Annotated in this window: 21 protein-coding genes; 14 read left to right on the top strand and 7 right to left on the bottom strand. The window is 73.5% G+C overall.

The features are described from left to right. Positions 1-39: 39 nt before the first annotated feature. Positions 40-603, top strand: coding sequence for an O-acetyl-ADP-ribose deacetylase (locus tag HS99_RS09110; RefSeq protein ID WP_030555049.1), 564 nt, complete (start codon positions 40-42; stop codon positions 601-603). A gap of 186 nt (positions 604-789) precedes the next feature. Here HS99_RS09110 and HS99_RS09105 read toward each other — a convergent pair whose 3' ends face one another. Beyond that, positions 790-1,623: a class I SAM-dependent methyltransferase gene (locus tag HS99_RS09105; protein WP_046387126.1), complete on the bottom strand. Its 834-nt coding sequence runs from the start codon at positions 1,621-1,623 to the stop codon at positions 790-792. A gap of 226 nt (positions 1,624-1,849) precedes the next feature. Between HS99_RS09105 and mshA the strand changes: the two genes are divergently transcribed. Together mshA and HS99_RS09095 are read left to right on the top strand one after the other, a co-directional pair. Then, a complete protein-coding gene (mshA, locus tag HS99_RS09100; protein ID WP_046387125.1) occupies positions 1,850-3,217 on the top strand; it encodes a D-inositol-3-phosphate glycosyltransferase in 1,368 nt (455 codons plus the stop codon). Positions 3,218-3,274: 57 nt separating this feature from the next. Beyond that, positions 3,275-3,811, top strand: a complete 537-nt coding sequence (locus tag HS99_RS09095) for a type III secretion system chaperone family protein (RefSeq protein WP_030288516.1) — start codon at positions 3,275-3,277, stop codon at positions 3,809-3,811. A gap of 13 nt (positions 3,812-3,824) precedes the next feature. On the opposite strand, the gene HS99_RS09090 is transcribed toward HS99_RS09095, so the two are convergent. Then, the gene (locus HS99_RS09090) at positions 3,825-5,123 is read right to left on the bottom strand and encodes an MDR family MFS transporter (RefSeq protein ID WP_030288518.1); all 1,299 of its coding nucleotides are present in this window, start codon (positions 5,121-5,123) and stop codon (positions 3,825-3,827) included. A 150-nt stretch (positions 5,124-5,273) separates the two neighbouring features. Between HS99_RS09090 and HS99_RS09085 the strand changes: the two genes are divergently transcribed. Together HS99_RS09085 and HS99_RS09080 are read left to right on the top strand one after the other, a co-directional pair. Continuing rightward, positions 5,274-6,032: a phosphoglyceromutase gene (locus HS99_RS09085; RefSeq protein WP_030288521.1), complete on the top strand. Its 759-nt coding sequence runs from the start codon at positions 5,274-5,276 to the stop codon at positions 6,030-6,032. A gap of 285 nt (positions 6,033-6,317) precedes the next feature. Further along, positions 6,318-6,914, top strand: a complete 597-nt coding sequence (locus HS99_RS09080; protein WP_030555052.1) for a lytic polysaccharide monooxygenase — start codon at positions 6,318-6,320, stop codon at positions 6,912-6,914. 81 nt (positions 6,915-6,995) lie between these two features. Here HS99_RS09080 and HS99_RS09075 read toward each other — a convergent pair whose 3' ends face one another. Continuing rightward, a complete protein-coding gene (locus HS99_RS09075; protein ID WP_030555054.1) occupies positions 6,996-7,175 on the bottom strand; it encodes a hypothetical protein in 180 nt (59 codons plus the stop codon). A 233-nt stretch (positions 7,176-7,408) separates the two neighbouring features. Continuing rightward, positions 7,409-8,098 (bottom strand): phosphate signaling complex protein PhoU, encoded by a 690-nt coding sequence (gene phoU / locus HS99_RS09070; RefSeq protein WP_030288528.1) that lies wholly within the window; start codon positions 8,096-8,098, stop codon positions 7,409-7,411. 304 nt (positions 8,099-8,402) lie between these two features. On the opposite strand from phoU, the gene HS99_RS09065 reads away from it, so the two are divergent. Continuing rightward, positions 8,403-9,866 (top strand): sensor histidine kinase, encoded by a 1,464-nt coding sequence (locus HS99_RS09065; protein WP_078867558.1) that lies wholly within the window; start codon positions 8,403-8,405, stop codon positions 9,864-9,866. Positions 9,867-9,868: 2 nt separating this feature from the next. Further along, positions 9,869-10,564, top strand: a complete 696-nt coding sequence (phoP, locus tag HS99_RS09060; RefSeq protein ID WP_030061050.1) for a two-component system response regulator PhoP — start codon at positions 9,869-9,871, stop codon at positions 10,562-10,564. 74 nt (positions 10,565-10,638) lie between these two features. On the opposite strand, the gene HS99_RS09055 is transcribed toward phoP, so the two are convergent. Continuing rightward, positions 10,639-11,337 carry a hypothetical protein gene (locus HS99_RS09055; RefSeq protein WP_051835594.1) on the bottom strand — a complete coding sequence of 233 codons (699 nt, stop codon included), beginning with the start codon at positions 11,335-11,337 and terminating at the stop codon, positions 10,639-10,641. Positions 11,338-11,764: 427 nt separating this feature from the next. Here HS99_RS09055 and HS99_RS09050 point away from each other — a divergent pair, with 427 nt between their 5' ends. From HS99_RS09050 to HS99_RS09020, 7 genes are all read left to right on the top strand, one after another. Further along, a complete protein-coding gene (locus HS99_RS09050) occupies positions 11,765-12,247 on the top strand; it encodes a CarD family transcriptional regulator (protein WP_030244332.1) in 483 nt (160 codons plus the stop codon). A gap of 261 nt (positions 12,248-12,508) precedes the next feature. Then, entirely contained in the window at positions 12,509-13,264 is a 756-nt protein-coding gene (ispD, locus tag HS99_RS09045) for a 2-C-methyl-D-erythritol 4-phosphate cytidylyltransferase (RefSeq protein WP_030288536.1), read from the top strand. After that, positions 13,254-13,745 (top strand): 2-C-methyl-D-erythritol 2,4-cyclodiphosphate synthase, encoded by a 492-nt coding sequence (ispF, locus tag HS99_RS09040; RefSeq protein ID WP_030288537.1) that lies wholly within the window; start codon positions 13,254-13,256, stop codon positions 13,743-13,745. Before ispD ends, ispF begins: the two co-directional genes overlap by 11 nt. A 151-nt stretch (positions 13,746-13,896) precedes the next feature. Then, a complete protein-coding gene (locus HS99_RS09035; RefSeq protein WP_030288538.1) occupies positions 13,897-14,292 on the top strand; it encodes a PPOX class F420-dependent oxidoreductase in 396 nt (131 codons plus the stop codon). A 115-nt stretch (positions 14,293-14,407) separates the two neighbouring features. After that, entirely contained in the window at positions 14,408-15,802 is a 1,395-nt protein-coding gene (cysS, locus tag HS99_RS09030) for a cysteine--tRNA ligase (RefSeq protein ID WP_050366710.1), read from the top strand. 136 nt (positions 15,803-15,938) lie between these two features. Next, complete coding sequence (gene rlmB, locus HS99_RS09025) at positions 15,939-16,931, top strand: 23S rRNA (guanosine(2251)-2'-O)-methyltransferase RlmB (RefSeq protein ID WP_030288542.1); 993 nt, start codon at positions 15,939-15,941, stop codon at positions 16,929-16,931. 222 nt (positions 16,932-17,153) lie between these two features. Continuing rightward, positions 17,154-18,845: a DoxX family membrane protein gene (locus HS99_RS09020; protein WP_050366711.1), complete on the top strand. Its 1,692-nt coding sequence runs from the start codon at positions 17,154-17,156 to the stop codon at positions 18,843-18,845. Positions 18,846-18,921: 76 nt separating this feature from the next. Here HS99_RS09020 and HS99_RS09015 read toward each other — a convergent pair whose 3' ends face one another. Continuing rightward, complete coding sequence (locus tag HS99_RS09015) at positions 18,922-19,719, bottom strand: nucleotidyltransferase family protein (RefSeq protein WP_078867559.1); 798 nt, start codon at positions 19,717-19,719, stop codon at positions 18,922-18,924. Positions 19,720-19,785: 66 nt separating this feature from the next. Next, the gene (locus HS99_RS09010) at positions 19,786-20,229 is read right to left on the bottom strand and encodes a hypothetical protein (RefSeq protein WP_030288545.1); all 444 of its coding nucleotides are present in this window, start codon (positions 20,227-20,229) and stop codon (positions 19,786-19,788) included. Positions 20,230-20,277 lie beyond the last annotated feature (48 nt).

The following is a 20,277-nucleotide window of genomic DNA, read 5'->3' as shown; positions in this document are numbered from 1 at the left end:
GGCGGCTGCCGGGCGGGCCCGGGGAAGGGGTTGGTGACGGTGGCACGGATCACCCTGGTCGAGGGTGACATCACGGAACAGCGGGTGGACGCGGTGGTGAACGCCGCCAACTCGTCCCTGCTCGGCGGGGGCGGGGTGGACGGCGCGATCCACCGAAGGGGCGGGCCGGAGATCCTGGCGGAGTGCCGTCGGCTGCGGGCCTCGCACTGGGGCAGGGGGCTGCCCGTCGGGCGGGCGGTGGCGACCACGGCGGGGCGGCTGCCGGCCCGGTGGGTGGTGCACACCGTCGGGCCGGTGTACCTGGCGGAGGAGTACGAGGAGCGGGCTGGGCTGCTGGCCTCCTGCTATCGCGAGTCGCTGCGTGCGGCGGCTGAGTTGGGCGCGCGCACGGTGGCCTTCCCGGCCGTGTCGGCCGGGATCTTCGGCTGGCCGCCGGCGGATGCGGCCCGGATCGCGTTGGGCACCGTCGCCGGCGTGCTGGACGGCGATGACGCGCGGGCGGGCGCGGAGCTGGCGGAGGTGCGGTTCGTGCTGTTCGGGGCGGAGATGTACCGGGTGTTCGAACGGGCCCGGGGGGAGCTGCTCGGGCCGGAGGGCTGCTGACGGGCTGCTGCGGTGCTGTGCGTGACTGGACAGGGCGGCCACCGAGCGGCGTGTGGTGTCGCCGCTCGGTGGCTTCCATCGTGGCGTGACGGGGCGTCAACGCGCCAGAGATATTCGATAACTCGTTCGAGTGAATGCGTCGTGTCGCTCACCAGCGCGCAGGTCCACCAGCAGGGAAAGGGGCCGCTACGGTGCGAGCGCCGTCCACGGCAGTGTGACCTCGCCCTGTCGCCACCGCCCCCGCGCGTCCACCAGCGGCCAGCTGCCCGCCAGCGCCGTGCACGCCGCCACCCAGCGCTGCCGCGCCCCGAACGCCCCGTACGGCGCGGCCGCCGCCCAGGCCCGGTCGAAGTCGGTCAGGAAGGCGTGCACCGGCCGCCCCGGCACGTTGTGGTGGATCAGCGCCTTCGGCAGCCGTTCGGCCAGGTCGGAGGGCTGGACCAGGCCGCCCAGCCGGGCCGCGAAGGTGACCGTTCGGGGCCCCTCCGGCCCGAGCGCGACCCAGACGTGCCGCCGCCCGATCTCGTCGCAGGTGCCCTCCACCAGCAGCCCGTCCGGGGCGAGCCGGGAGCACAGCCGCTCCCACACCCCGGGCACCGCCGATTCGTCGTACTGCCGCAGCACGTTGGCCGCCCGGATCAGCTGGGCCGGCCCGCCGCCGTCCAGCGGCACCTCGAAGCCGCCGCGCCGGAAGGTGAGCAGCGGCGGCTCGGCGTACGGCAGCGCGGCCGCGACCCGCTCCGGCTCGATCTCGATCCCGACCACCCGGACGTCCGGCCGCACCGTGCGCAGCCGTCCGGCCAGTTCCACGGCCGTCCACGGCGCCGCGCCGTAGCCGAGGTCGACCGCGACCGGCGGCCGCTCGGCGGCGCGCAGCGTCCGGCCCAGGGTGTGGGCGATCCAGCGGTCCATCCGGCGCAGCCGGTTGGTGTTGGTGGTGCCCCGGGTGACCGTCCCCACCGGCCGTCCGGCCCGGCCGCGGGCGGGCGCGGCGGTCGCGGGGTCGAAGGAGGCAGCCATGCGAGAAGGGTAATCGGCCCCGGTGGGGCCGGTCGGCCGCCGCCCTGACCTGGGCGGATGCCGGAGCGGCCGGTCGATCGCCGCGACCGGGAATGCCGGGCGACCGCCGCGTGGTTGGCACACTGGTGGTGATGTGTGCCCGGACGGGGCAGCGCACACCGGACATGCGGCGGCCCGTCCACGCGGACCCGCCGAGACGGGCCGCACACGAGGAGGCTTCAGCCAGGTGATCCAGCACCCCGTCCGTTCGGTACGCCGTGCCCAGTCGGCCGCGCCCGCGCGCGGCCGGCTCCAGTCGCTCGTCCCGGGCCGCCGGCGCCCGCGCCGGATAGCCATGCTCAGCGTGCACACCTCGCCGCTGCACCAGCCCGGCACCGGGGACGCGGGCGGGATGAACGTGTACATCGTCGAGCTGGCCAAGCGCCTGGCCGAGCTCAACATCGAGGTCGAGGTGTTCACCCGGGCGATCTGCTCGGACGACGCGCCGACGGTCGAGCTGGCGCCGGGCGTGCTGGTCCGGCACGTCACCGCCGGGCCGTACGAGGGCCTGGTCAAGGAGGACCTGCCGGCCCAGCTGTGCGCCTTCACCCACGGGGTGCTGCGCACCGAGGCCGGCCACCGCCCCGGCCACTACGACCTGGTGCACTCGCACTACTGGCTCTCCGGGCAGGTCGGCTGGCTGGCCGCCCAGCGCTGGGGGGTGCCGCTGGTGCACACCATGCACACCATGGCGAAGGTCAAGAACGCCGCACTGGCCGAGGGCGACACGCCCGAGCCCGCGGCCCGGGTGATCGGCGAGACCCAGGTGGTCGAGGCGGCCGACCGGCTGATCGCCAACACCACCGAGGAGGCCGCCGAGCTGGCGCTGCACTACGCGGCCCGGCCGGACCAGCTGGCCGTCGTCCACCCCGGGGTCAACCTGGACGTCTTCCGCCCCGGCGGCCCGCGGACCGCGGCCGACGCCCGGGACCGGCTGGGCCTGCCGCAGGACGCCGCGGTGCTGCTGTTCGCCGGGCGGATCCAGCCGCTGAAGGCGCCGGACGTGCTGCTGCGAGCGGTGGCCGCGCTGCTGGATCGCCGTCCGGAGCTGCGCGAGCGCCTGGTGGTGCCGGTGGTCGGCGGGCCGTCCGGCACCGGGCTGGCCCGGCCGGAGAGCCTGCACAAGCTCGCCGCCCAGCTGGGCATCGGCGACGTGGTGCGCTTCCACCCGCCGGTCGGCCAGACCCGGCTGGCGGACTGGTACCGCGCGGCGACGGCCCTGGTGATGCCCTCGTACAGCGAGTCCTTCGGCCTGGTGGCGCTGGAGGCCCAGGCCTGCGGCACCCCGGTGGTGGCGGCCGCGGTCGGCGGCCTGCCGGTCGCGGTGCGGGACGGCGAGTCCGGCACCCTGGTGCACGGCCACGACCCGCTGGCCTGGTCGCACGCGCTGGAGCCGTACGTCACCGACCGGGCGCTGGTGGCCCGGCGCGGTGCGGCGGCGGCCCGGCACGCGGCGGCCTTCGGCTGGGACACCGCCGCGGCGACCACCGCCGAGGTGTACGCCGGCAGCATGGCCCGTCCGGCCGGCCGACTGACCGGGGCCCTGCGCCGCTGACTCCTGCGGCCCGCACCGGGCTGCGCTGTCCCCGTACCGCCGAGTAACGTCACCCCCATGGCAATCCGCACCAAGGACGAGGCCCTGACCCTCCTGCGCACCGCCCTGGACGAGGCCGGGGTGGCCTGGGAGCCGGCCGCCGCCGACCCGTACACCCTGGTGGCGACCCTCCCTGGCACCCGCAAGTTGAACACCGCCTGCGCCCTGCGGGTCGGCGACCACACCCTGTCGGTGAACGCCTTCGTGATCCGCCGCCCGGACGAGAACCACGAGGCCGTCTACCGCTGGCTGCTGGAGCGCAACACCCGCCTCTACGGCGTGGCGTACGCGGTCGACGCGCTCGGCGACGTCTACCTGGCCGGGCGCCTGCCGCTGGAGGCGCTCACCCCGCAGGCCGTCGACCGGCTGCTCGGCACGGTGCTGGAGAACGCCGACGAGCCCTTCAACACCCTGCTGGAGCTGGGCTTCGCCTCGGCGATCCGGCGCGAGTGGGAGTGGCGCACCAAGCGCGGGGAGTCCACCCGCAACCTGGCCGCCTTCGCCCACCTGGCCGCCCCGGGCGCCCCGGCCGCCGAGGGGAGCCCGGGAGCCTGACCCGCCCGGGCGCTCAGGCGCCCGCCGGGGCCTTCTCGGTCTCCTCCGCCGGCGCCACCTCGATCACCGCACCCGGACGGCGCCCCGTCGCACCCGTGCGACGGGCCAGCACCGCGTACCCGAGCGCGGCGGCCGTCCCGATCGCCCCGCAGACCGACCACAGCACCGCCGGCCCGGCGTACTGCAGCAGCAGCCCGCCGCCGGCCGGGCCGAGCAGCGAGGCGAGCGACCAGGACAGCGAGTAGACGCCCTGGTAGCGGCCGCGCCCGTGGGTCGGCGCCAGCTCGCTCACCAGGCCCATCATCACCGGGGTGTGGAGGATCTCGCCGACGGTCCAGACGGCCACCGACAGCGCGAACAGCCAGGCCGAGGATCCGGCCAGCGCGGCCAGCCCGAAACCCCAGCCGGTGAGCAGGCAGCTGGTGATCAGCATCGCGGTCCGCGAGCGGCCCTCCAGCCAGCGGGTCAGCGGGATCTGCAGCACCACGATCAGCAGCCCGTTCAGACCGATGACCAGCCCGTACTCGGTGGACGTGATGCCGGAGGCGCCCATGTCGACGGCCAGGGTGGTGCTGCCCTGCTGGAAGACCAGGGCGATCAGCAGGGTCAGCCCGACCAGCGCCATGAAGGGGGCGTCCCGGAGCACGGTGAGCAGGCTGGTGCTCGCCCCGGCCTCGTCCGCGTCCCTCCCGGGCGCGGCCTGCGGCCTGGTCTCCGGGATCCGGATGAAGATCACCACCGCGCAGACCAGGGTGGTGAGGGCGTCCAGCAGGAAGAGCGTGAGGTAGCCGCGGGTGGCGATCAGGCCGGCCACGGCGGCGGAGAGGCCGAAGCCGATGTTGATCGCCCAGTAGTTCAGCGAGTACGCCCGGACCCGGTCCTCGGCCGGGACGAGGTCGGCGATGATCGCCGAGGTCGGCGGCCGGGTGGCGTTGTTGCACAGCCCGACGACGAAGGCCACCGCGGCGATCGCCGCCTGGCCGTCCACGAAGCCGAGTACGGCGGTGGACGCCGCGGTGCCGAGCTGGGCGGCGACCAGCGTCGGACGGCGCCCGATCCGGTCGGTCAGCACCCCGGCGCCGACCGCGGCGACCGCCGAGCCGGCACCGAACAGCGAGGCCACCAGCCCGGCGTAGGACGCCGAGTACCCCCGCTCGGCGGTCAGGTAGAGCGCCAGGAACGTGACGACGAAGGACCCGAGCCGGTTCACCAGGGTGCTCACCCAGAGCCACCAGAACTGCCGCGGCAGCCCGCCCACCGTCTCGCGCACCAGTCTTCGGATCCGGGGGTTGGCGGCCAGGGCGACGAGCATGTGGGGGCTCCCGGGGGCAGGCGTCCGCTGAGCGGCGCGGGCAGGCCCGGTCAGCCGACGTGGGTAAGTGGCAGGTAACCGCCGCACACGTTACACAGCCGCCCGAGGTCCCCACCAGGGGTTTTCCTGCCCTCCACTAAGCTGGGGGCCATGGCTGACACGACGTACCGACTCATCCTGCTCCGCCACGGCGAGAGCCAGTGGAACCAGAAGAACCTGTTCACCGGTTGGGTCGACGTCGACCTCAACGAGAAGGGCGAGAAGGAGGCCGCCCGCGGTGGCGAGCTCCTGGCCGCCGAGGGCCTGTTCCCGGACGTGGTGCACACCTCGCTGCTGCGCCGTGCCATCCGCACCTCGCAGATCGCGCTGGACAAGGCCGACCGCCACTGGATCCCGGTCAGCCGCAGCTGGCGCCTGAACGAGCGGCACTACGGCGCGCTGCAGGGCAAGGACAAGGCCCAGACCCTGGCCGAGTTCGGCGAGGAGCAGTTCCAGCTGTGGCGCCGCTCCTACGACACCCCGCCGCCGGTGCTGGCCGACGACGCCGAGTACTCGCAGGCCGGTGACGCCCGCTACGCCGAGATCCCGAGCGAGCTGCGTCCGCGCACCGAGTGCCTGAAGGACGTCGTCGAGCGGATGCTCCCGTACTGGTACGACGCCATCGTCCCGGACCTGGCCGCCGGCCGGACCGTCCTGGTCACCGCCCACGGCAACAGTCTGCGCGCGCTGGTCAAGCACCTCGACGGCATCTCCGACGCGGACATCGCCGGCCTGAACATCCCGACCGGCATCCCGCTGGTCTACGAGCTCGACGCCGACTTCAAGCCGGTCGCCAAGGGTGGCCGCTACCTCGACGCGGACGCCGCCGCCGCGGCCATCGAGGCGGTCAAGAACCAGGGCAAGAAGTAAGCCGCAGGTCTCAGGTCGTCCCAGGGCCCCGCACCCGGTTCGCCGGGTGCGGGGCCTTCGGCGTTCAACGGGACTGGGGTTCATGCGAGTTGGGGTCTGGTGGGCGAGCTGTGGTCTCGTCCAAAATGGTTCAGACCATTGACGGGTGGTGGCGCCGGCTCCTACCGTGAGGGCACCGGGCTGGCGCAGGCATGCCAAGGGATCCCCCATGTCCCGGGCCGCCGCACCCCCACGCGCGCGTCTGCGCCCCGGCGCACTCTCCATCCACCCCCACGGAGGAGCACCATGCGCACACGTCATCTGGTCGGGGCGGTCGCCGCCGCGCTGGCGATCCCGCTCACCCTGGCCGTCCCGGCCCAGTCCCACGGGTACATCACCACGCCGCCCAGCCGGGCCGCGCTCTGCGACGCGGACGCGAGCGCCGTCCCGTGGGACTGCGGCGACATCCAGTGGGAGCCGCAGAGTGTCGAGGGGCCGAAGGGCTTCCCGGCCTCCGGGCCCTCCGACGGCACCATCTGCGCCGGCGGCAACGCCCGCTTCGCCGAACTGGACGACCCGCACGGCGGCGCCTGGCCCACCACGCCGGTGACGGCGGGTCAGCGGCTCACCTTCACCTGGAGGTTCACGGCCAGGCACGCGACGACCGACTTCAGGTACTACCTGACCAAACCGGGCTACGACGCCTCCCAGCCCGTCACCCGGGCCGACCTCGACCTGACGCCCTTCCTGGTCGTCCCGTACGGCGGTGCGCAGGTGCCCAGCACGCTCAGCCACACCGCGACCGTCCCGACCGGCCGCACCGGGCACCAGGTGGTCGTCGCGGTGTGGACGATCGCCGACACCGGGAACGCCTTCTACTCCTGCACCGACGTGCAGTTCTGACGGCAACCGCAGGACGGGCGGCCCGGGATGCACGAACGGTGCATCCCGGGCCGCCCCCCGGTCCGGTGACGGTGGACTTCCTCAGTGACCGCCGCAGCAGCCGCCGTCCGCGCCGCCGCACTGGCAGGGCGCGCCGGACTGGCAGCCGCAGCCGCAGCCCGGGCCGCAGCCGCAGCCGGCCGCGAGGACGGGCAACAGCTTCGGGGTGGGCGGCTCGACGGTGTCGTGGGCGGTTGCCGGTCGGGTCGGGTTGGCCTTCATCGAGCTCTTCCCTCCTAGTGACGGGCACACCGCGGTGCCCCACCCTCGAGTGAAGCCGCCGTTCGGTGGGAGCGTCAACGGGCGCGCAGTGGTGGGACGTACGGAGGACCGTGCGTCCACACCCCCCTCGCCACAGGTTTACTCGGCCCCCGGGGTGAGCGACGGTCACTCCACCCGGGCCGTCACTCCACCCGGGCCGTCACTCCACCCGGGCGTCACTCAACCCCGCGCCGTCACTCCACCCCGGCGGCCTCCGCCGCCTCGGCGGCGGCCACGAACTCGGCCACGTGCTCGCCGGTCACCAGGTACACCACGCGCTTGGCGACCGACACCGCGTGGTCCGCGAAGCGCTCGTAGTAGCGGCCGACCAGGGTGATGTCGACGGCGGTCTCGATGCTGTGGTGCCAGCGCTCGTCGATCAGGTGCGACAGCAGCTCCCGGTGCAGGGCGTCGATCCGGTCGTCGTCCTGCTCCATCTCCAGGGCCTTGTCGACGTCCTTGGTGGCGATCACCAGGCCCGCCTTGGCCACCAGGCGCTGGGCGAGCTGGCCCATCTCCAGGACGGTGGACTGCAGGTCGGCGGGCACCGCCGACTCCGGGTAGCGCATCCGCGCGACCTTGGCGACGTGCCGGGCGAGGTCGCCGCAGCGCTCCAGGTCGGCGCTCATCCGCAGCGAGGTGACCACGATCCGCAGGTCAGTGGCGACGGGCTGCTGACGGGCGAGCAGGTCGATGGCCCGGTTCTCCAGCTCGTGGTGGAGGTCGTTGATCTTCTCGTCGGCGGCGATCACGCCCTCCGCCAGCGCCAGGTCCGCGTCGAGGAGAGCGGTGGTGGCCCGGCCCAGGGCCGAGCCGACCAGCCGGGCCATCTCGACCAGGCTGTCGCCGATCGCATCGAGTTCCTCGTGGTACGCGTCGCGCATGTTCTCTCCTCAGTAGCTGTGTCGGTGGCGGTGCCGACCGGTCAGCCCGTCCGACCGCCGTTGGCGTTCGGGCGACCGCTGCTGGTGGCGCGAATGGTACGCGCACACCCGAGACCTTGGCCGCCGTTCGGCGCACCGGTCTCTCCCACACGGGCTGCATGGACAACTCTGTGCCGTTCGGGCGACGGCGCACGGCCGCTACGGTGAATCGGCAGCCACGTGGAGGTGAATTCTCGGCAACGCACGGTCGATGCCTTGATCCAGCCCTTGGGGAGTGGTGTGGCCGTGCGCTTACGCTGGCCACATGGACGTGAACGTGGCCGCTGCCGCTGCCTGTGCCATAGCCGGGCTCGGCGTCGGCCTCACCGCCTCCATCGCCTTCCGCTGGAGCGAGCGCGAGCAGGCCAGGGGCAGGTACACCAGCGGCAAGCAGTACGGCCGGCACCAGGCACTGGGCACCGGCACCCCGGAGCCCCCGCTGCCGCCGGGGGTCGACACCGTACTCTCCGTGCTCCGCTCCTGCGCGATCGTGCTGGGCGAGGGCGACGAGGTGGTCAAGGCCAGCTCGGCGGCGTACGCGATGGGCCTGGTGCGCGGTGGTGCGGTCGCCGTGGACCAGATGCTGGCACTGGCCCGTGCCACCCGCCGGGACGGCGAGATCCGGCAGGTGGAGCTGGAAGTGCCCCGCCCCGGCGCGGCCCGCGCGGCCGAGCCGCTCGCGGTCTCCGTCCGGGTCGCCCCGCTGGGCTCCCGGCTGGTGCTGGTGCTGGTCGAGGACCAGACCGAGCGCCGCCGGGTGGAGGCCGTCCGCCGGGACTTCGTGGCGAACGTCAGCCACGAGCTCAAGACCCCGGTCGGCGCCCTTTCGCTGCTCTCCGAGGCGGTCGCCGACGCGGCCGACGACCCGGAGGCGGTGCAGCGCTTCGCCGGCCGGATGCAGGTCGAGGCGACCCGCCTGGCCAGCCTGGTGCAGGAGATCATCGACCTCTCCCGGGTCCAGGACGACCGGCTGATGGCCGACCCGGAGCCGGTCGCGGTGGACGAGCTGATCGCCGAGGCGATCGACCGCTGCCGCCAGCAGGCCGCCGCCAAGCAGATCCTGATCGCGGCCGGTGGCATCGCAGGGCTCTACCTGCACGGCAATCGCGGCCAGCTCGCGGCCGCGCTCGGCAACCTGGTGGAGAACGCCGTCAACTACAGCCCGCCCCGCACCCGGGTGGCCATCGCCACCCGCCGGATCTCCAGCGCCGCGGCGCTCGGCGAGGCGGACGGCGAACTGATCGAGATCTCGGTCACCGACCAGGGCATCGGCATCTCCGAGAAGGACCGCGAGCGGGTCTTCGAGCGCTTCTACCGCGTCGACCCGGCCCGCTCCCGGCAGACCGGCGGCACCGGCCTCGGCCTGTCCATCGTCAAGCACGTCGCCGCCTCGCACGGCGGCACCGTCTCGGTGTGGAGCGTCGAGGGGCAGGGTTCGACGTTCACCGTGCGCCTGCCCGCCGGCCAGGCGCCCGCCGGCGACGACGGGTTCGCCGACGACTCCGACGGCGACGCCCTCGACGGCCACGGGTCCGACGGCCACGGGTCCGACGACCACTTGGCCGACGACCGCGGACCCCGCGACGCGCCCGGCGCCGAGACCGCCGGGCCCGCCGCGGCACCCCGAACCCTCACCACGGACCGCACCGACCGTACGGCCCGTTCGCTCCCCGCCGGGGAGCGGCAAGTACCCCTGACAAAGACAACCCAGCTTGCCCCGGAGGCCTGATCGTGACCCGAGTACTGGTGGTCGAGGACGAGGAGTCGTTCAGCGACGCCCTCTCGTACATGCTCCGCAAGGAGGGCTTCGAGGTGGCCGTCGCCGCGACCGGCCCCGACGCCCTGGAGCAGTTCGAACGCAACGGTGCCGACCTCGTCCTGCTCGACCTGATGCTGCCGGGACTGCCGGGCACCGAGGTCTGCCGCCAGCTCCGGGTGCGCTCCAACGTCCCGGTGATCATGGTGACCGCCAAGGACAGCGAGATCGACAAGGTCGTCGGGCTGGAGATAGGCGCTGACGACTACGTCACCAAGCCGTACTCCACCCGCGAGCTGGTCGCCCGGATCCGCGCGGTGCTGCGCCGCCGCGGCGAGGACGGCGGCGCGGGCGAGAACGGCGGCGGCCCGGGCGCCCTGGAGGCGGGCCCGGTGCGGATGGACGTGGACCGGCACGTGGTGACGGTGGACGGCGCCAAGGTCGACCTGCCGCTCAAGGAGTTCGACCTGCTGGAGATGCTGCTGCGCAACGCGGGCCGGGTGCTTACCCGCATGCAGCTGATCGATCGGGTCTGGGGCGCGGACTACGTCGGCGACACCAAGACCCTGGACGTCCATGTGAAGCGCCTGCGGGCGAAGATCGAGCCCGACCCGGGCGCGCCGCGCTACCTGGTGACCGTCCGCGGCCTGGGCTACAAGTTCGAGCCGTAGACCGCGGGCCCGAGCGGACGCGGGAGGCCCCGCCGGCGACTGCCGGCGGGGCCTCCCGCGTTGCCCTGACTGCGTCAGTGGGCGGCCGGGGCGGTCGCCGTCGCGGTGGCACCGGCGACCGGGGCACCCGCGGTGGTGGCGCCGGCCGACGGGGTGGCCGGGGCCGTCGGGGTGCCCGTGGCGGTGGCGCCGGCGGACGGCGTGGCGGCCTTGGTGGGCGCGGCGGCCGGGGTCGGGGTCGGGGGCGGGGTCGGGCCGAAGCCCTTGTACAGGCCGCGGCCGTTCTCGCCGGAGTCCGGGCTCACGCCGGCCTGGGCATCGACCTTCTGGCCGTCCTTGAAGGCGAAGGTGGCGGTGGCGAAGCCGCCGATGTGGACGGAGGCCGAGCTGAACGAGGCGGAGGGGTTGCCCTGGCCGCCGAGCACCACGGAGCCGCCGGGCGGCACGACGATGCTGGACTGCGGGGCGCCCGCGGCGTCCGCGAAGGTGGCGGTGGCACTGCCGACGGTGATCGACTGCAGCTCCGCCGGGGTGCCGGCCGTGTTGGAGATGTTCACGACCACATTGGCGGGGCCCGTGTAGTCACCCGAGGTGCCGACCCCGGTGACGAGCACGATGTTGTTCAGTCGAAGGTTCGTCCCCAGGGTCGCCGCGGCGTTGTCCGGCTTGATCTGCAGGGTGTCCGGCGTGGTGCTGGCCGCGCAGGAGGACAGCGAGGCGATGGCGATGGCGGCGATGGCGGCGATGCTGCCGCGTCGAAGGCTGCGGCTCACGGCGGCGGCTACTCCTAGGTCACGTGTCGACAGGTCAGGCCTCAGATTATCGACCTCACTTATGCGCTCCTCACGGGGTGGTCCCCGTGTCGCGCTCCCGGGGCTCCGCGGGGGCCGTCCGGCCACCCCTATGGCATGGACGAGTCAGCTTCAGGACAAGCTTCGACCAAGATCGAATAACGATCGGGTCACGGCCGGAAAAGGGGTGAAAGCTCAAGATCCAATCATGGCTGCCGGGGTGTTGCGCAAGGGTTTCGGCAGACGTCGGAACCGCCTCCGACCTGCGGGAAGCCCGTCTCGAACATCGGTCGCAGCACGTCATGGGGGTGGTTGTCAAGCCCCGAGACCGGCCCTGACCTGCGAAAACGCCCTTCGGGTGAGCCGCAAGGCGTGTTATTCTGGAAAGCCACGGAAGGGGTCCTGTCACATGACGTTCAAGGTTGGCGACACGGTGGTCTACCCCCATCACGGGGCTGCGCTGATCGAGGCCATCGAAATTCGCCAGATCAAAGGTGTGGACAAGACCTACCTGGTGCTCAAGGTGCAGCAGGGAGACCTGACGCTCCGCGTGCCCGCCGAGAACGCGGAGTTCGTCGGCGTGCGCGATGTGGTCGGCCAGGAGGGTCTGGACCGGGTCTTCGAGGTGCTCCGCGCACCGTACACCGAAGAGCCGACCAACTGGTCCCGTCGTTACAAGGCGAACCTGGAGAAGCTCGCCTCGGGCGACGTCATCAAGGTCGCCGAGGTCGTGCGCGACCTCTGGCGTCGTGAGCGCGAGCGCGGCCTCTCGGCCGGCGAGAAGCGGATGCTCGCGAAGGCTCGTCAGATCCTCGTCAGCGAGCTCGCGCTGGCGGAGAACACCAACGAGGACAAGGCGGAGACGCTGCTCGACGAGGTCCTCGCCTCGTAGTGCGGTCGGGCTGCCGCCCATTGCCCACAGCGCCCGGTGCCGGCGTGCCGTTCCCAGGACGAACCGTCTGGGAGTGGTGCAGTGGCACTCCGGGCGCTGAGGCGTGTCCGGACGACGCCCCCCCCGCCCGAGCCGGTCCAGGCCTGCAAGACCGTTTCCGCGCAGGTGTACGGCGGGCAGTGGACCAGTGGTTCTTCGGAAGGGGCCCCCGCGCCCGCCGGGCACGCCAAGGCCATACCCACTTCGCCGAAGGAGTGAAACCTGAACGCCTCAGGAGCAGTCGCAGCAGCAGTGGTGCCCGCCGCCGGACGCGGTGAGCGGCTGGGGCCCGGCGCCCCGAAGGCCCTGCGGGAACTGGGTGGCGTGCCGCTCCTGGTGCACGCCGTACGGGCCCTCGCCCGCAGCCGGGCGGTCGGCCTGGTCGTGGTCGCCGCGCCCGCCGACGGGGTGGCCGAGGTGGTCGCCCTGCTGGACAGCCACGGACTGGACGACAAGGACATCCGGGTGGTGGCCGGCGGCGCGACCCGCCAGGAGTCGGTCCGGCTGGGCCTGGCCGCGATCCCCGAGGAGGTCGGGATCGTCCTGGTGCACGACGCGGCCCGCCCGCTCGTCCCGGTCGAGGTGGTGGACGCCGTCGCGGCCGCCGTCCGGGCCGGGTGCGGGGCGGTGGTCCCCGCGGTGCCGCTGGCCGACACCGTGAAGCGGGTCGAGCCCAACCCGGGCGGCCCCGAGCCGGTCGTCGACACGCCCGAGCGGGCCACCCTGCGCGCGGTGCAGACCCCGCAGGGATTCGACCGGGCCACCCTGGTCGAGGTGCACGCCAAGGCGCTGGCCGAGGAAACCGCGGGCGGCGTCGCCGCCCCGCCCGTCACCGACGACGCCGGACTCGTGGAGCGCTACGGCGGCACCGTCGTCGTGGTGCCCGGCCACGAGGAGGCGTTCAAGGTCACCCGTCCGCTGGACCTCGTGCTCGCCGAGGCCGTACTCGCCCGCCGGAGGGCCGCCGATGCCTACTGAACCCCTGATCCCCCGGGTGGGGATCGGCACCGATGTGCACGCCTTCGAGGCCGGCCGCCCGCTGTGGGTGGCCGGACTGGAGTGGCCGGACGCCGAGTTCGGGCTCGCCGGGCACTCGGACGCCGACGTCGCCGCCCACGCCTCCTGCGACGCCCTGTTCTCGGCCGCCGGGATCGGCGACCTGGGCGCCCACTTCGGCACCGACCGCCCGGAGTGGGCCGGTGCCTCCGGGGTGAAGCTGCTCGGCGAGGCGGCCCGGCTGGTGCGCGCGGCCGGCTTCGAGATCGGCAACGTCGCGGTCCAGGTGATCGGTGTCCGCCCGAAGATCGGCAAGCGGCGGGCCGAGGCGCAGGCCGCGCTGTCCGAGGCGGTCGGCGCGCCGGTCTCGGTCTCCGGCACCACCACCGACGGCCTGGGACTGACCGGCCGGGCCGAGGGGCTGGCCGCGATCGCCACCGCGCTGGTGTACGAGCGGCGTTGAGCCGCCCGCCGGTCGGTCGGCCGGAAATACACCGTTGTTGACGGGTGTTCACCGGATGTCGCGGGGGCCCGGATCGGTAGGGTTCGATCCGGGCCCGTGCGGAGCTCGCCCTCGGGTCCGTATCGTCGCCGACCAGAAGAGGAAGAATCCGATGAGTGCCCAACTCTCCGACCGTGCGAAGGCGTTGATCGACGGCAAGAGCTTCGCCGTGGTCTCCACGATCCAGCCCGACGGCAGCCCCCAGTCCTCGGTGGTCTGGGTCAAGCGAGACGGCGACGACATCCTGTTCTCCACCGTCCAGGGCCGCCGCAAGCACCTCAACCTGGTGAAGGACCCGCGCGTCTCGATCCTGATCAACCCGGCGGAGAGCCCGTACGAGTACCTGGAGGCCCGCGGTTCGGTGACGATGACCACCGAGGGCGGCCGGGAGCTGATCAACGAGCTGGCCGCCAAGTACCGCGGCGAGGACGAGTACACCTGGGACGGTCCGGAGGACGTCCGGGTGGTCGTCCGGCTCTCGCCGAGCAAGGTGGTCGGCAGCATCTGAGCCGCACGCGCGACCTGCGCTTCCCCGGGACCGCACCCGCCGGATCCCGGGGAACGCCCTGCCGTTCCCCGGTAATGTCGCGGGGCACCCCCCGCCGCCCACTACGCTTGACGCTGTGAGCATTCGTCTGTACGACACCAGCACCCGCCAGGTACGCGACTTCGTCCCGCTTGTAACGGGTTGTGTCTCGATCTACCTGTGCGGCGCTACCGTCCAGTCGGCGCCACACATCGGGCACATCCGGTCCGGCCTCAACTTCGACATCATGCAGCGGTGGTTCGCTTACCGCGGCTACCAGGTGACCTTCGCCCGGAACGTCACCGACATCGACGACAAGGTGATCGCCAAGGAGCGCGAGCTCGGCACGCCGTGGTGGCAGATCGCCTACGAGAACGAGCGCGCCTTCAACGACGGTTACAGCGCGCTCGGCTGCCTGCCGCCGACCGTCGAGCCGCGGGCCACCGGGCACATCCCCGAGATGATCGAGATGATGCAGGGGCTGATCGCCAAGGGCCACGCCTACGCGGCCGACGGCAACGTCTACTTCGACGTGAAGTCGTACCCCGACTACCTCGCGCTCTCCAACCAGAAGCTGGACGACCTGCGCCAGCCCGAGGGCGAGGGCGAGACCGGCAAGCGCGACCAGCGTGACTTCGCGATGTGGAAATCCGCCAAGCCGGGCGAGCCGAGCTGGGACACCCCGTGGGGCCGCGGCCGCCCGGGCTGGCACCTGGAGTGCTCGGCGATGGCCCACAAGTACCTGGGCACGGCCTTCGACATCCACGGTGGCGGGCTGGACCTGATCTTCCCGCACCACGAGAACGAGATCGCCCAGTCCAAGGCCTACGGCGACGACTTCGCCGCCTTCTGGGTGCACAACGCCTGGGTCACCATGGCCGGTGAGAAGATGAGCAAGTCGCTCGGCAACTCGGTGCTGGTCTCCGAGATGGTCCAGCGCTGGCGGCCGATCGTGCTCCGCTACTACCTGGGCGCCGCGCACTACCGCTCGATGATCGAGTACAGCGAGGACGCGCTGCGCGAGGCCGAGGCCGGGTTCGGCCGGATCGAGGGCTTCGTCCAGCGGGCCGTCGAGCGCTGCGGCACGGTCGACGCGGCGCCCGAGGTGCCCCCGGCCTTCGCCGAGGCGATGGACGACGACCTCGGCGTCCCGCAGGCGCTGGCCGTCGTGCACACCGCCGTCCGCCAGGGCAACAGTGCCCTGAACGCGGACGACAAGGAGAGCGTGGTGGCGCGTCTGGCCGAGGTCCGTGCGATGCTCGGTGTACTGGGCCTCGACCCGCTCGACCCGCAGTGGGCCGGGACGGAGCGCGGTGAGGACCTCCACGGCGTGGTCGACTCGCTGGTCCGCCTGGTCCTGGACCAGCGGCAGGCGGCGCGTCAGCGCAAGGACTTCACCACCGCGGACGCCATCCGCGACCAGCTCGGCCTGGCCGGGCTGGTGATCGAGGACACCCCGTCCGGCCCGCGCTGGACGATCAACAGCCAGTAACCCCATCTGATGATCGGGGTGATGGGTGGGCCGTACCGGACCGGTGCGGCCCTCCCGCATGACGTAGCGCATGCCGTCGGCCGCCGCCGCACCGAGCGGGGCGGCCGGGCATGCCGGACAGACAGGAAGTACAGCCATGGCCGGCAACAGCCAGCGCAGGAACCGCCGCAACCCCGGATCGAAGAAGGGCGCGTCTGTCGGTACCGGCGGGCACAGCCGGAGGGCACTGGAGGGCAAGGGCCCGACCCCGCCCGGTGAGGCGCGCAAGGGCCACCCCAAGCAGCGGGCCGCCAACGCCGCGCTCAAGCGCGAGCGGGACGCCAAGGCCCGGGCCGGCATGCGCCGGGCCGGTGCCGGCGGTCGCGGCGGTCGCGGCGGCGCGGGCAGCGCCGAGCTGGTCTTCGGCCGCAACTCGGTCGTCGAGGCGCTGCAGGGCGACGTCCCGGCCAACGCGCTGTACGTCCAGCAGTTCATCGACACCGACGACCGCGTCCGCGACGCCTTCCAGGCCGCCAACGACCGCGGCATCCCGCTGATGGAGGCCCCGCGGCCCCAGCTGGACCAGATGACCGGCGGGATGAACCACCAGGGCCTGGTGCTGCAGGTCCCGCCGTACGAGTACGCCCACCCCGAGGACCTGCTGGCCGACGCCGCCGACGCCGGCCAGGACGCGCTGATCATCGCGCTGGACGGGGTCACCGACTCGCGCAACCTGGGCGCCGTGGTCCGCTCCGCCGCCGCCTTCGGCGCGCACGGCGTGGTCATCCCCGAGCGCCGCGCGGCCGGCATGACCGCCGGTGCCTGGAAGACCTCCTCCGGTGCCGCGGCCCGGCTGCCCGTCGCCCGTGCCACCAACATGACCCGCACCCTGGAGGCCTACCAGAAGGCCGGCCTGATGGTGGTGGGCCTGGCGGCCGACGGCGAGGCCGAGCTGGGCGACCTGGAGCTGCTGACCGGCCCCGTGGTGATCGTCGCGGGCAGCGAGGGCAAGGGCCTGTCCCGGCTGGTCTCGGAGACCTGCGACATGCGGGTGCGGATCCCGATGAGCGGCCTGACCGAGTCGCTGAACGCCGGTGTCGCGGCCGGCATCGTGCTGTACGAGGCCGCGCGGCTGCGCGCCAAGCGCTGAACGCGGAGCGCTGAGCGCTGAGCGCGGCGGGCGGCGTTCCGTCCGCAGCGCCGAGCACGGCGGGTGTGCCGCCCGCAGGGGATCTTCTGAATTCCCCGTGATCCGAGTGGAAAGCGATCGGGCCCGACCGGGTCCGATCGCTTTTTTCATGATCACTTCAAGTATGCGCCGGACATCCACCCGCGAGAGTGTCCTAAGCGGCCGTCACCCGGTTAGTCGGGCGTGGACGTGGACACCAGAACACCTCGGCGCCCCCTGTTCGGCGGCGGCAGCACCGGGATAGACGCGAGCCCAGCGCTCGACACCGTCAAGGTGCCGTCGGACCCCGCGCGCCTCAGCAACACCCAGGCGAGCTTCCGGCTCCAGCTCGGCGCCCCGGTGGCGCCGCTGATCGAGACCCCGGTCGGACTCCTGTCCACCGGCGCCGCCTTCGGCGACCCCTACGCCGACCAGGGCCTGATCCGCCGTCCGCTGGTCACCCCACAGGTCGTCGTACCCGCCTCCGCCGTCCCGGCGCTGGCCGGGGCGGCCGCCGGGGCCGCCGGCGGCGCACCGCGCCGCAAGGGCCGGGTCACCCCCGTCACCTGGACCGGCCAGACGGCCCCCGGGGACCTCGCGGCCACCCGGCTGCTGGAGGCGGTGCGGACCAACCGCTCCCCGGCGGGCACCGGCCCGGACGAGGCCGACACCCAGGTGCTCCCGGCCTACCCCGGTGCCCGGACCGTCCCCCGCCAGCCGCGCGAGGGCACCGGCACCGCCACCGACGCGGGCATCGGCCCGGTCGGAGAGCCGCACGGCTGGACCCCCAGCGGCGAACTGCCCGAGGTCTCCGCCACCGACGCCGAGGGCAGGCAGCCCTGGTACCCCGGCCGACGGGTCGACCTCGGCCTGGTGCTGCTGCCGCTGCGCGCCGTGCTGGGCTCGCTCTCCCTCTACGCCGGGTTCAGCAAGCTCTGCGACCCGGTGTACTTCGACGGCGGCGAGCGCGGCTCGATGATGCGCTGGCTCTCCTCGCTGCACCCGTGGAAGGTCGCCGAGCCGCTGCTCGCCTTCGCGATGGCGCACCCCGTCGGCTCCGGCCTGGTGGTGTCGTTCACCGAGATCGTGGTCGGCGTGCTCACCGTCCTCGGCCTCTGGCAGCGGCTCGCGGCCGGAGCGGCGATGCTGCTCTCCGCCGCGCTGCTGTTCACCGTCAGCTGGCGGGCCGTACCGGTCTACGACACCCCCGACCTGATCTTCCTCGCGGCCTGGAGCCCGCTGCTGATCGCCGGGGCGCCCTTCGCCTCGCTCGACGGGCGGCTCAACCTGGAGGCCTGGCGGCGGATCGGCTCCGGCGCGCCGGGCGCCCTGCGCCGCCGGGTGCTGCGCCGCGGCGCGGTGGTCACCACCGTCGTGGTCGGCCTGACCCTGCTGCTCGGCTCGATGCTGGGCGCGGCCGTCCGCACCGGCGCCCGGCCCCACCAGACACCGGGCCGTCCGGCCACCGACTACGGCACGCCGGTCTGGCCGTCGGGCAGCCCGTCCGGCGCCCCGGGCGGACAGGGCACGTCCACCTCGCCCCCGCCCGCCGCCCCGCGCCCGGCCACCCCGACGCCGAGCGCCACCGCGCCCTCCAGCGCCCCGGCCAAGCCGGCCGGTGCCTCGCCGAGCGGCAAGCACTCCGGCAAGGCCGAGACCGGCGGCTCCTCGTCGGCCACCTCCGCCCCGTCCGCCGGATCCGCCGGGTCCGGCTCCGCGCCGACCCAGCGGACCCCGGCCCCCGGCGGCTCGGGCACGGCGCCCAAGCCCAGCCCGAGCAACGGCTCCGGACTGCTCGGCGGGGTGCTGGGCAGCGGGCCGGTGCTGGGCAGCGGTCCGCTGTCCGACCTGCCCGGTGGGCAGTCCTCCCGTCCGGGGACGCCGACCGCCACCTGAGGCCGCCGGACGCGCTACGGCCGGGTGCTCCGTGGGGGAGCACCCGGCCGTAGCGCTGCCGCGGCCGCGCCCTGGGTCACTGGGCGCTGTCGCGGTAGGCGGCGAGCTCCTTGGCCGCCTCGGTGAGGTCCTTCGCCGTGTCGATGGCGCGCCAGTACACGCCCAGCGCCAGCTGGTAGCCGGCGAGCCGCTTGCCGCGGGCGAGCTGGGGGAAGGTGGTCCGCTCGTGGTCGCCCACGTCCGGCAGCAGCTCGGCGAACTCCGGGCTGAACACGTACAGGCCGGCGTTGATCAGGAAGGGCGAGGGCGGGGCCTCGATGAAGTCCAGCACGTTGCCGAACTGGTCGGTCTCCACGGCACCCCACGGGATGCGCGGCCGGGCCAGCGCGAGCGTCGCGACGGCGTCCCGCTCGTGGTGGAAGGCGGCCATGTCGCGCAGGCTGAAGCGGGTCCAGATGTCACCGTTGCTGGCGTACCAGGGCTCGTCCGGGCGCGGCAGCGCCTTCGCCGCGAGCTTCAGGCCGCCGCCGCGCCCCAGCGGCTCGGCCTCGACCACCGTGCTGACCCGCAGCGGCAGGTCCGCCCGGTCGAGCCACTCCTCCAGCACGTCGGCGAGGTGGCCGCAGGACACCACGACGTCGGTGACGCCCTCGGCGGCCAGCCAGGCCAGCTGGTGGCCGAGGATCGGGATGCCCGTCCCCGGGATCTCGACCAGCGGCTTGGGGCGGTCGTCCGTGTAGGGGCGCAGCCGGGAGCCCTGGCCGCCGGCCAGGATCACGGCCTGGGTGACGGGCGTCGTGGTCGGCCGGGGCTGGTGGGGCTGGTGGGTCTGCGAGGACGCGAGGTCGGCGGTGGGGCCGGAGTCAGCGGTCATGCCTGAACAATAGGACGCCGTCCGGTCGGGGGCGGCCTGCTTCAACTGTCAGGCGGGACGGGCCTGTCAGCCGGTGACGCCGGCCGCGAAGGAGCCGTCGCAGACCGGGCGGGCGAAGGACCGGGCCCGCTGCACGTCACCCTGGTACTTGCGCACCGCGGCCTTGCCCAACTCGGTGGCCAGCGAGGTGCAGTACGGCGTCAGCGAGGGCTGCTCGCGCATCGAGCGCTCCAGCAGGTCCAGGGCGGCCGACGGGTTCTTGGCGCGCAGCTCGTCCAGCAGCGCCACCCGCAGCGAGTCCTGCGGGGCGAGCCCGTCCGTCTTGGTGGTGGCGGTGGCGGAGCGCCCGATCCCGGCGCCGTCGCCGCTGGCCGCCGCCACGACCTGCTGGTCGAGCCCGGTCGGTGGAGCCCACGGGACGCGGGTCACGGCGAGGGTGCCGGTGGTCACCAGGACGACCGGCAGGGTCAGGGCGAAGGTCTGGCCGATACGGCGCACAAGCTGCTTCACCCTCAGGAGAGTAGCGGTGGGTACGGGGCGGATCGCCCTCCGTTACAC

It is taken from the genome of Kitasatospora aureofaciens, from assembly GCF_001188955.3.
Classification (GTDB): Bacteria; Actinomycetota; Actinomycetes; order Streptomycetales; family Streptomycetaceae; genus Kitasatospora; species Kitasatospora aureofaciens.
The sequence above is the reverse complement of the archived record's forward strand: the minus strand, read 5'-3'. Positions and strand labels throughout refer to the sequence as shown.

Bases quoted from the DNA above. Each gene is read 5' to 3' on its own strand.
- HS99_RS09105 (WP_046387126.1), bottom strand. From the start codon at position 1,623: ATGGCTGCCTCCTTCGACCCCGCGACCGCCGCGCCCGCCCGCGGCCGG.
- HS99_RS09095 (WP_030288516.1), top strand. From the start codon at position 3,275: ATGGCAATCCGCACCAAGGACGAGGCCCTGACCCTCCTGCGCACCGCC.
- HS99_RS09090 (WP_030288518.1), bottom strand. From the start codon at position 5,123: ATGCTCGTCGCCCTGGCCGCCAACCCCCGGATCCGAAGACTGGTGCGC.
- HS99_RS09085 (WP_030288521.1), top strand. From the start codon at position 5,274: ATGGCTGACACGACGTACCGACTCATCCTGCTCCGCCACGGCGAGAGC.
- HS99_RS09080 (WP_030555052.1), top strand. From the start codon at position 6,318: ATGCGCACACGTCATCTGGTCGGGGCGGTCGCCGCCGCGCTGGCGATC.
- HS99_RS09075 (WP_030555054.1), bottom strand. From the start codon at position 7,175: ATGAAGGCCAACCCGACCCGACCGGCAACCGCCCACGACACCGTCGAG.
- phoU (WP_030288528.1), bottom strand. From the start codon at position 8,098: ATGCGCGACGCGTACCACGAGGAACTCGATGCGATCGGCGACAGCCTG.
- HS99_RS09065 (WP_078867558.1), top strand. From the start codon at position 8,403: ATGGACGTGAACGTGGCCGCTGCCGCTGCCTGTGCCATAGCCGGGCTC.
- HS99_RS09050 (WP_030244332.1), top strand. From the start codon at position 11,765: ATGACGTTCAAGGTTGGCGACACGGTGGTCTACCCCCATCACGGGGCT.
- ispF (WP_030288537.1), top strand. From the start codon at position 13,254: ATGCCTACTGAACCCCTGATCCCCCGGGTGGGGATCGGCACCGATGTG.
- HS99_RS09035 (WP_030288538.1), top strand. From the start codon at position 13,897: ATGAGTGCCCAACTCTCCGACCGTGCGAAGGCGTTGATCGACGGCAAG.
- rlmB (WP_030288542.1), top strand. From the start codon at position 15,939: ATGGCCGGCAACAGCCAGCGCAGGAACCGCCGCAACCCCGGATCGAAG.
- HS99_RS09015 (WP_078867559.1), bottom strand. From the start codon at position 19,719: ATGACCGCTGACTCCGGCCCCACCGCCGACCTCGCGTCCTCGCAGACC.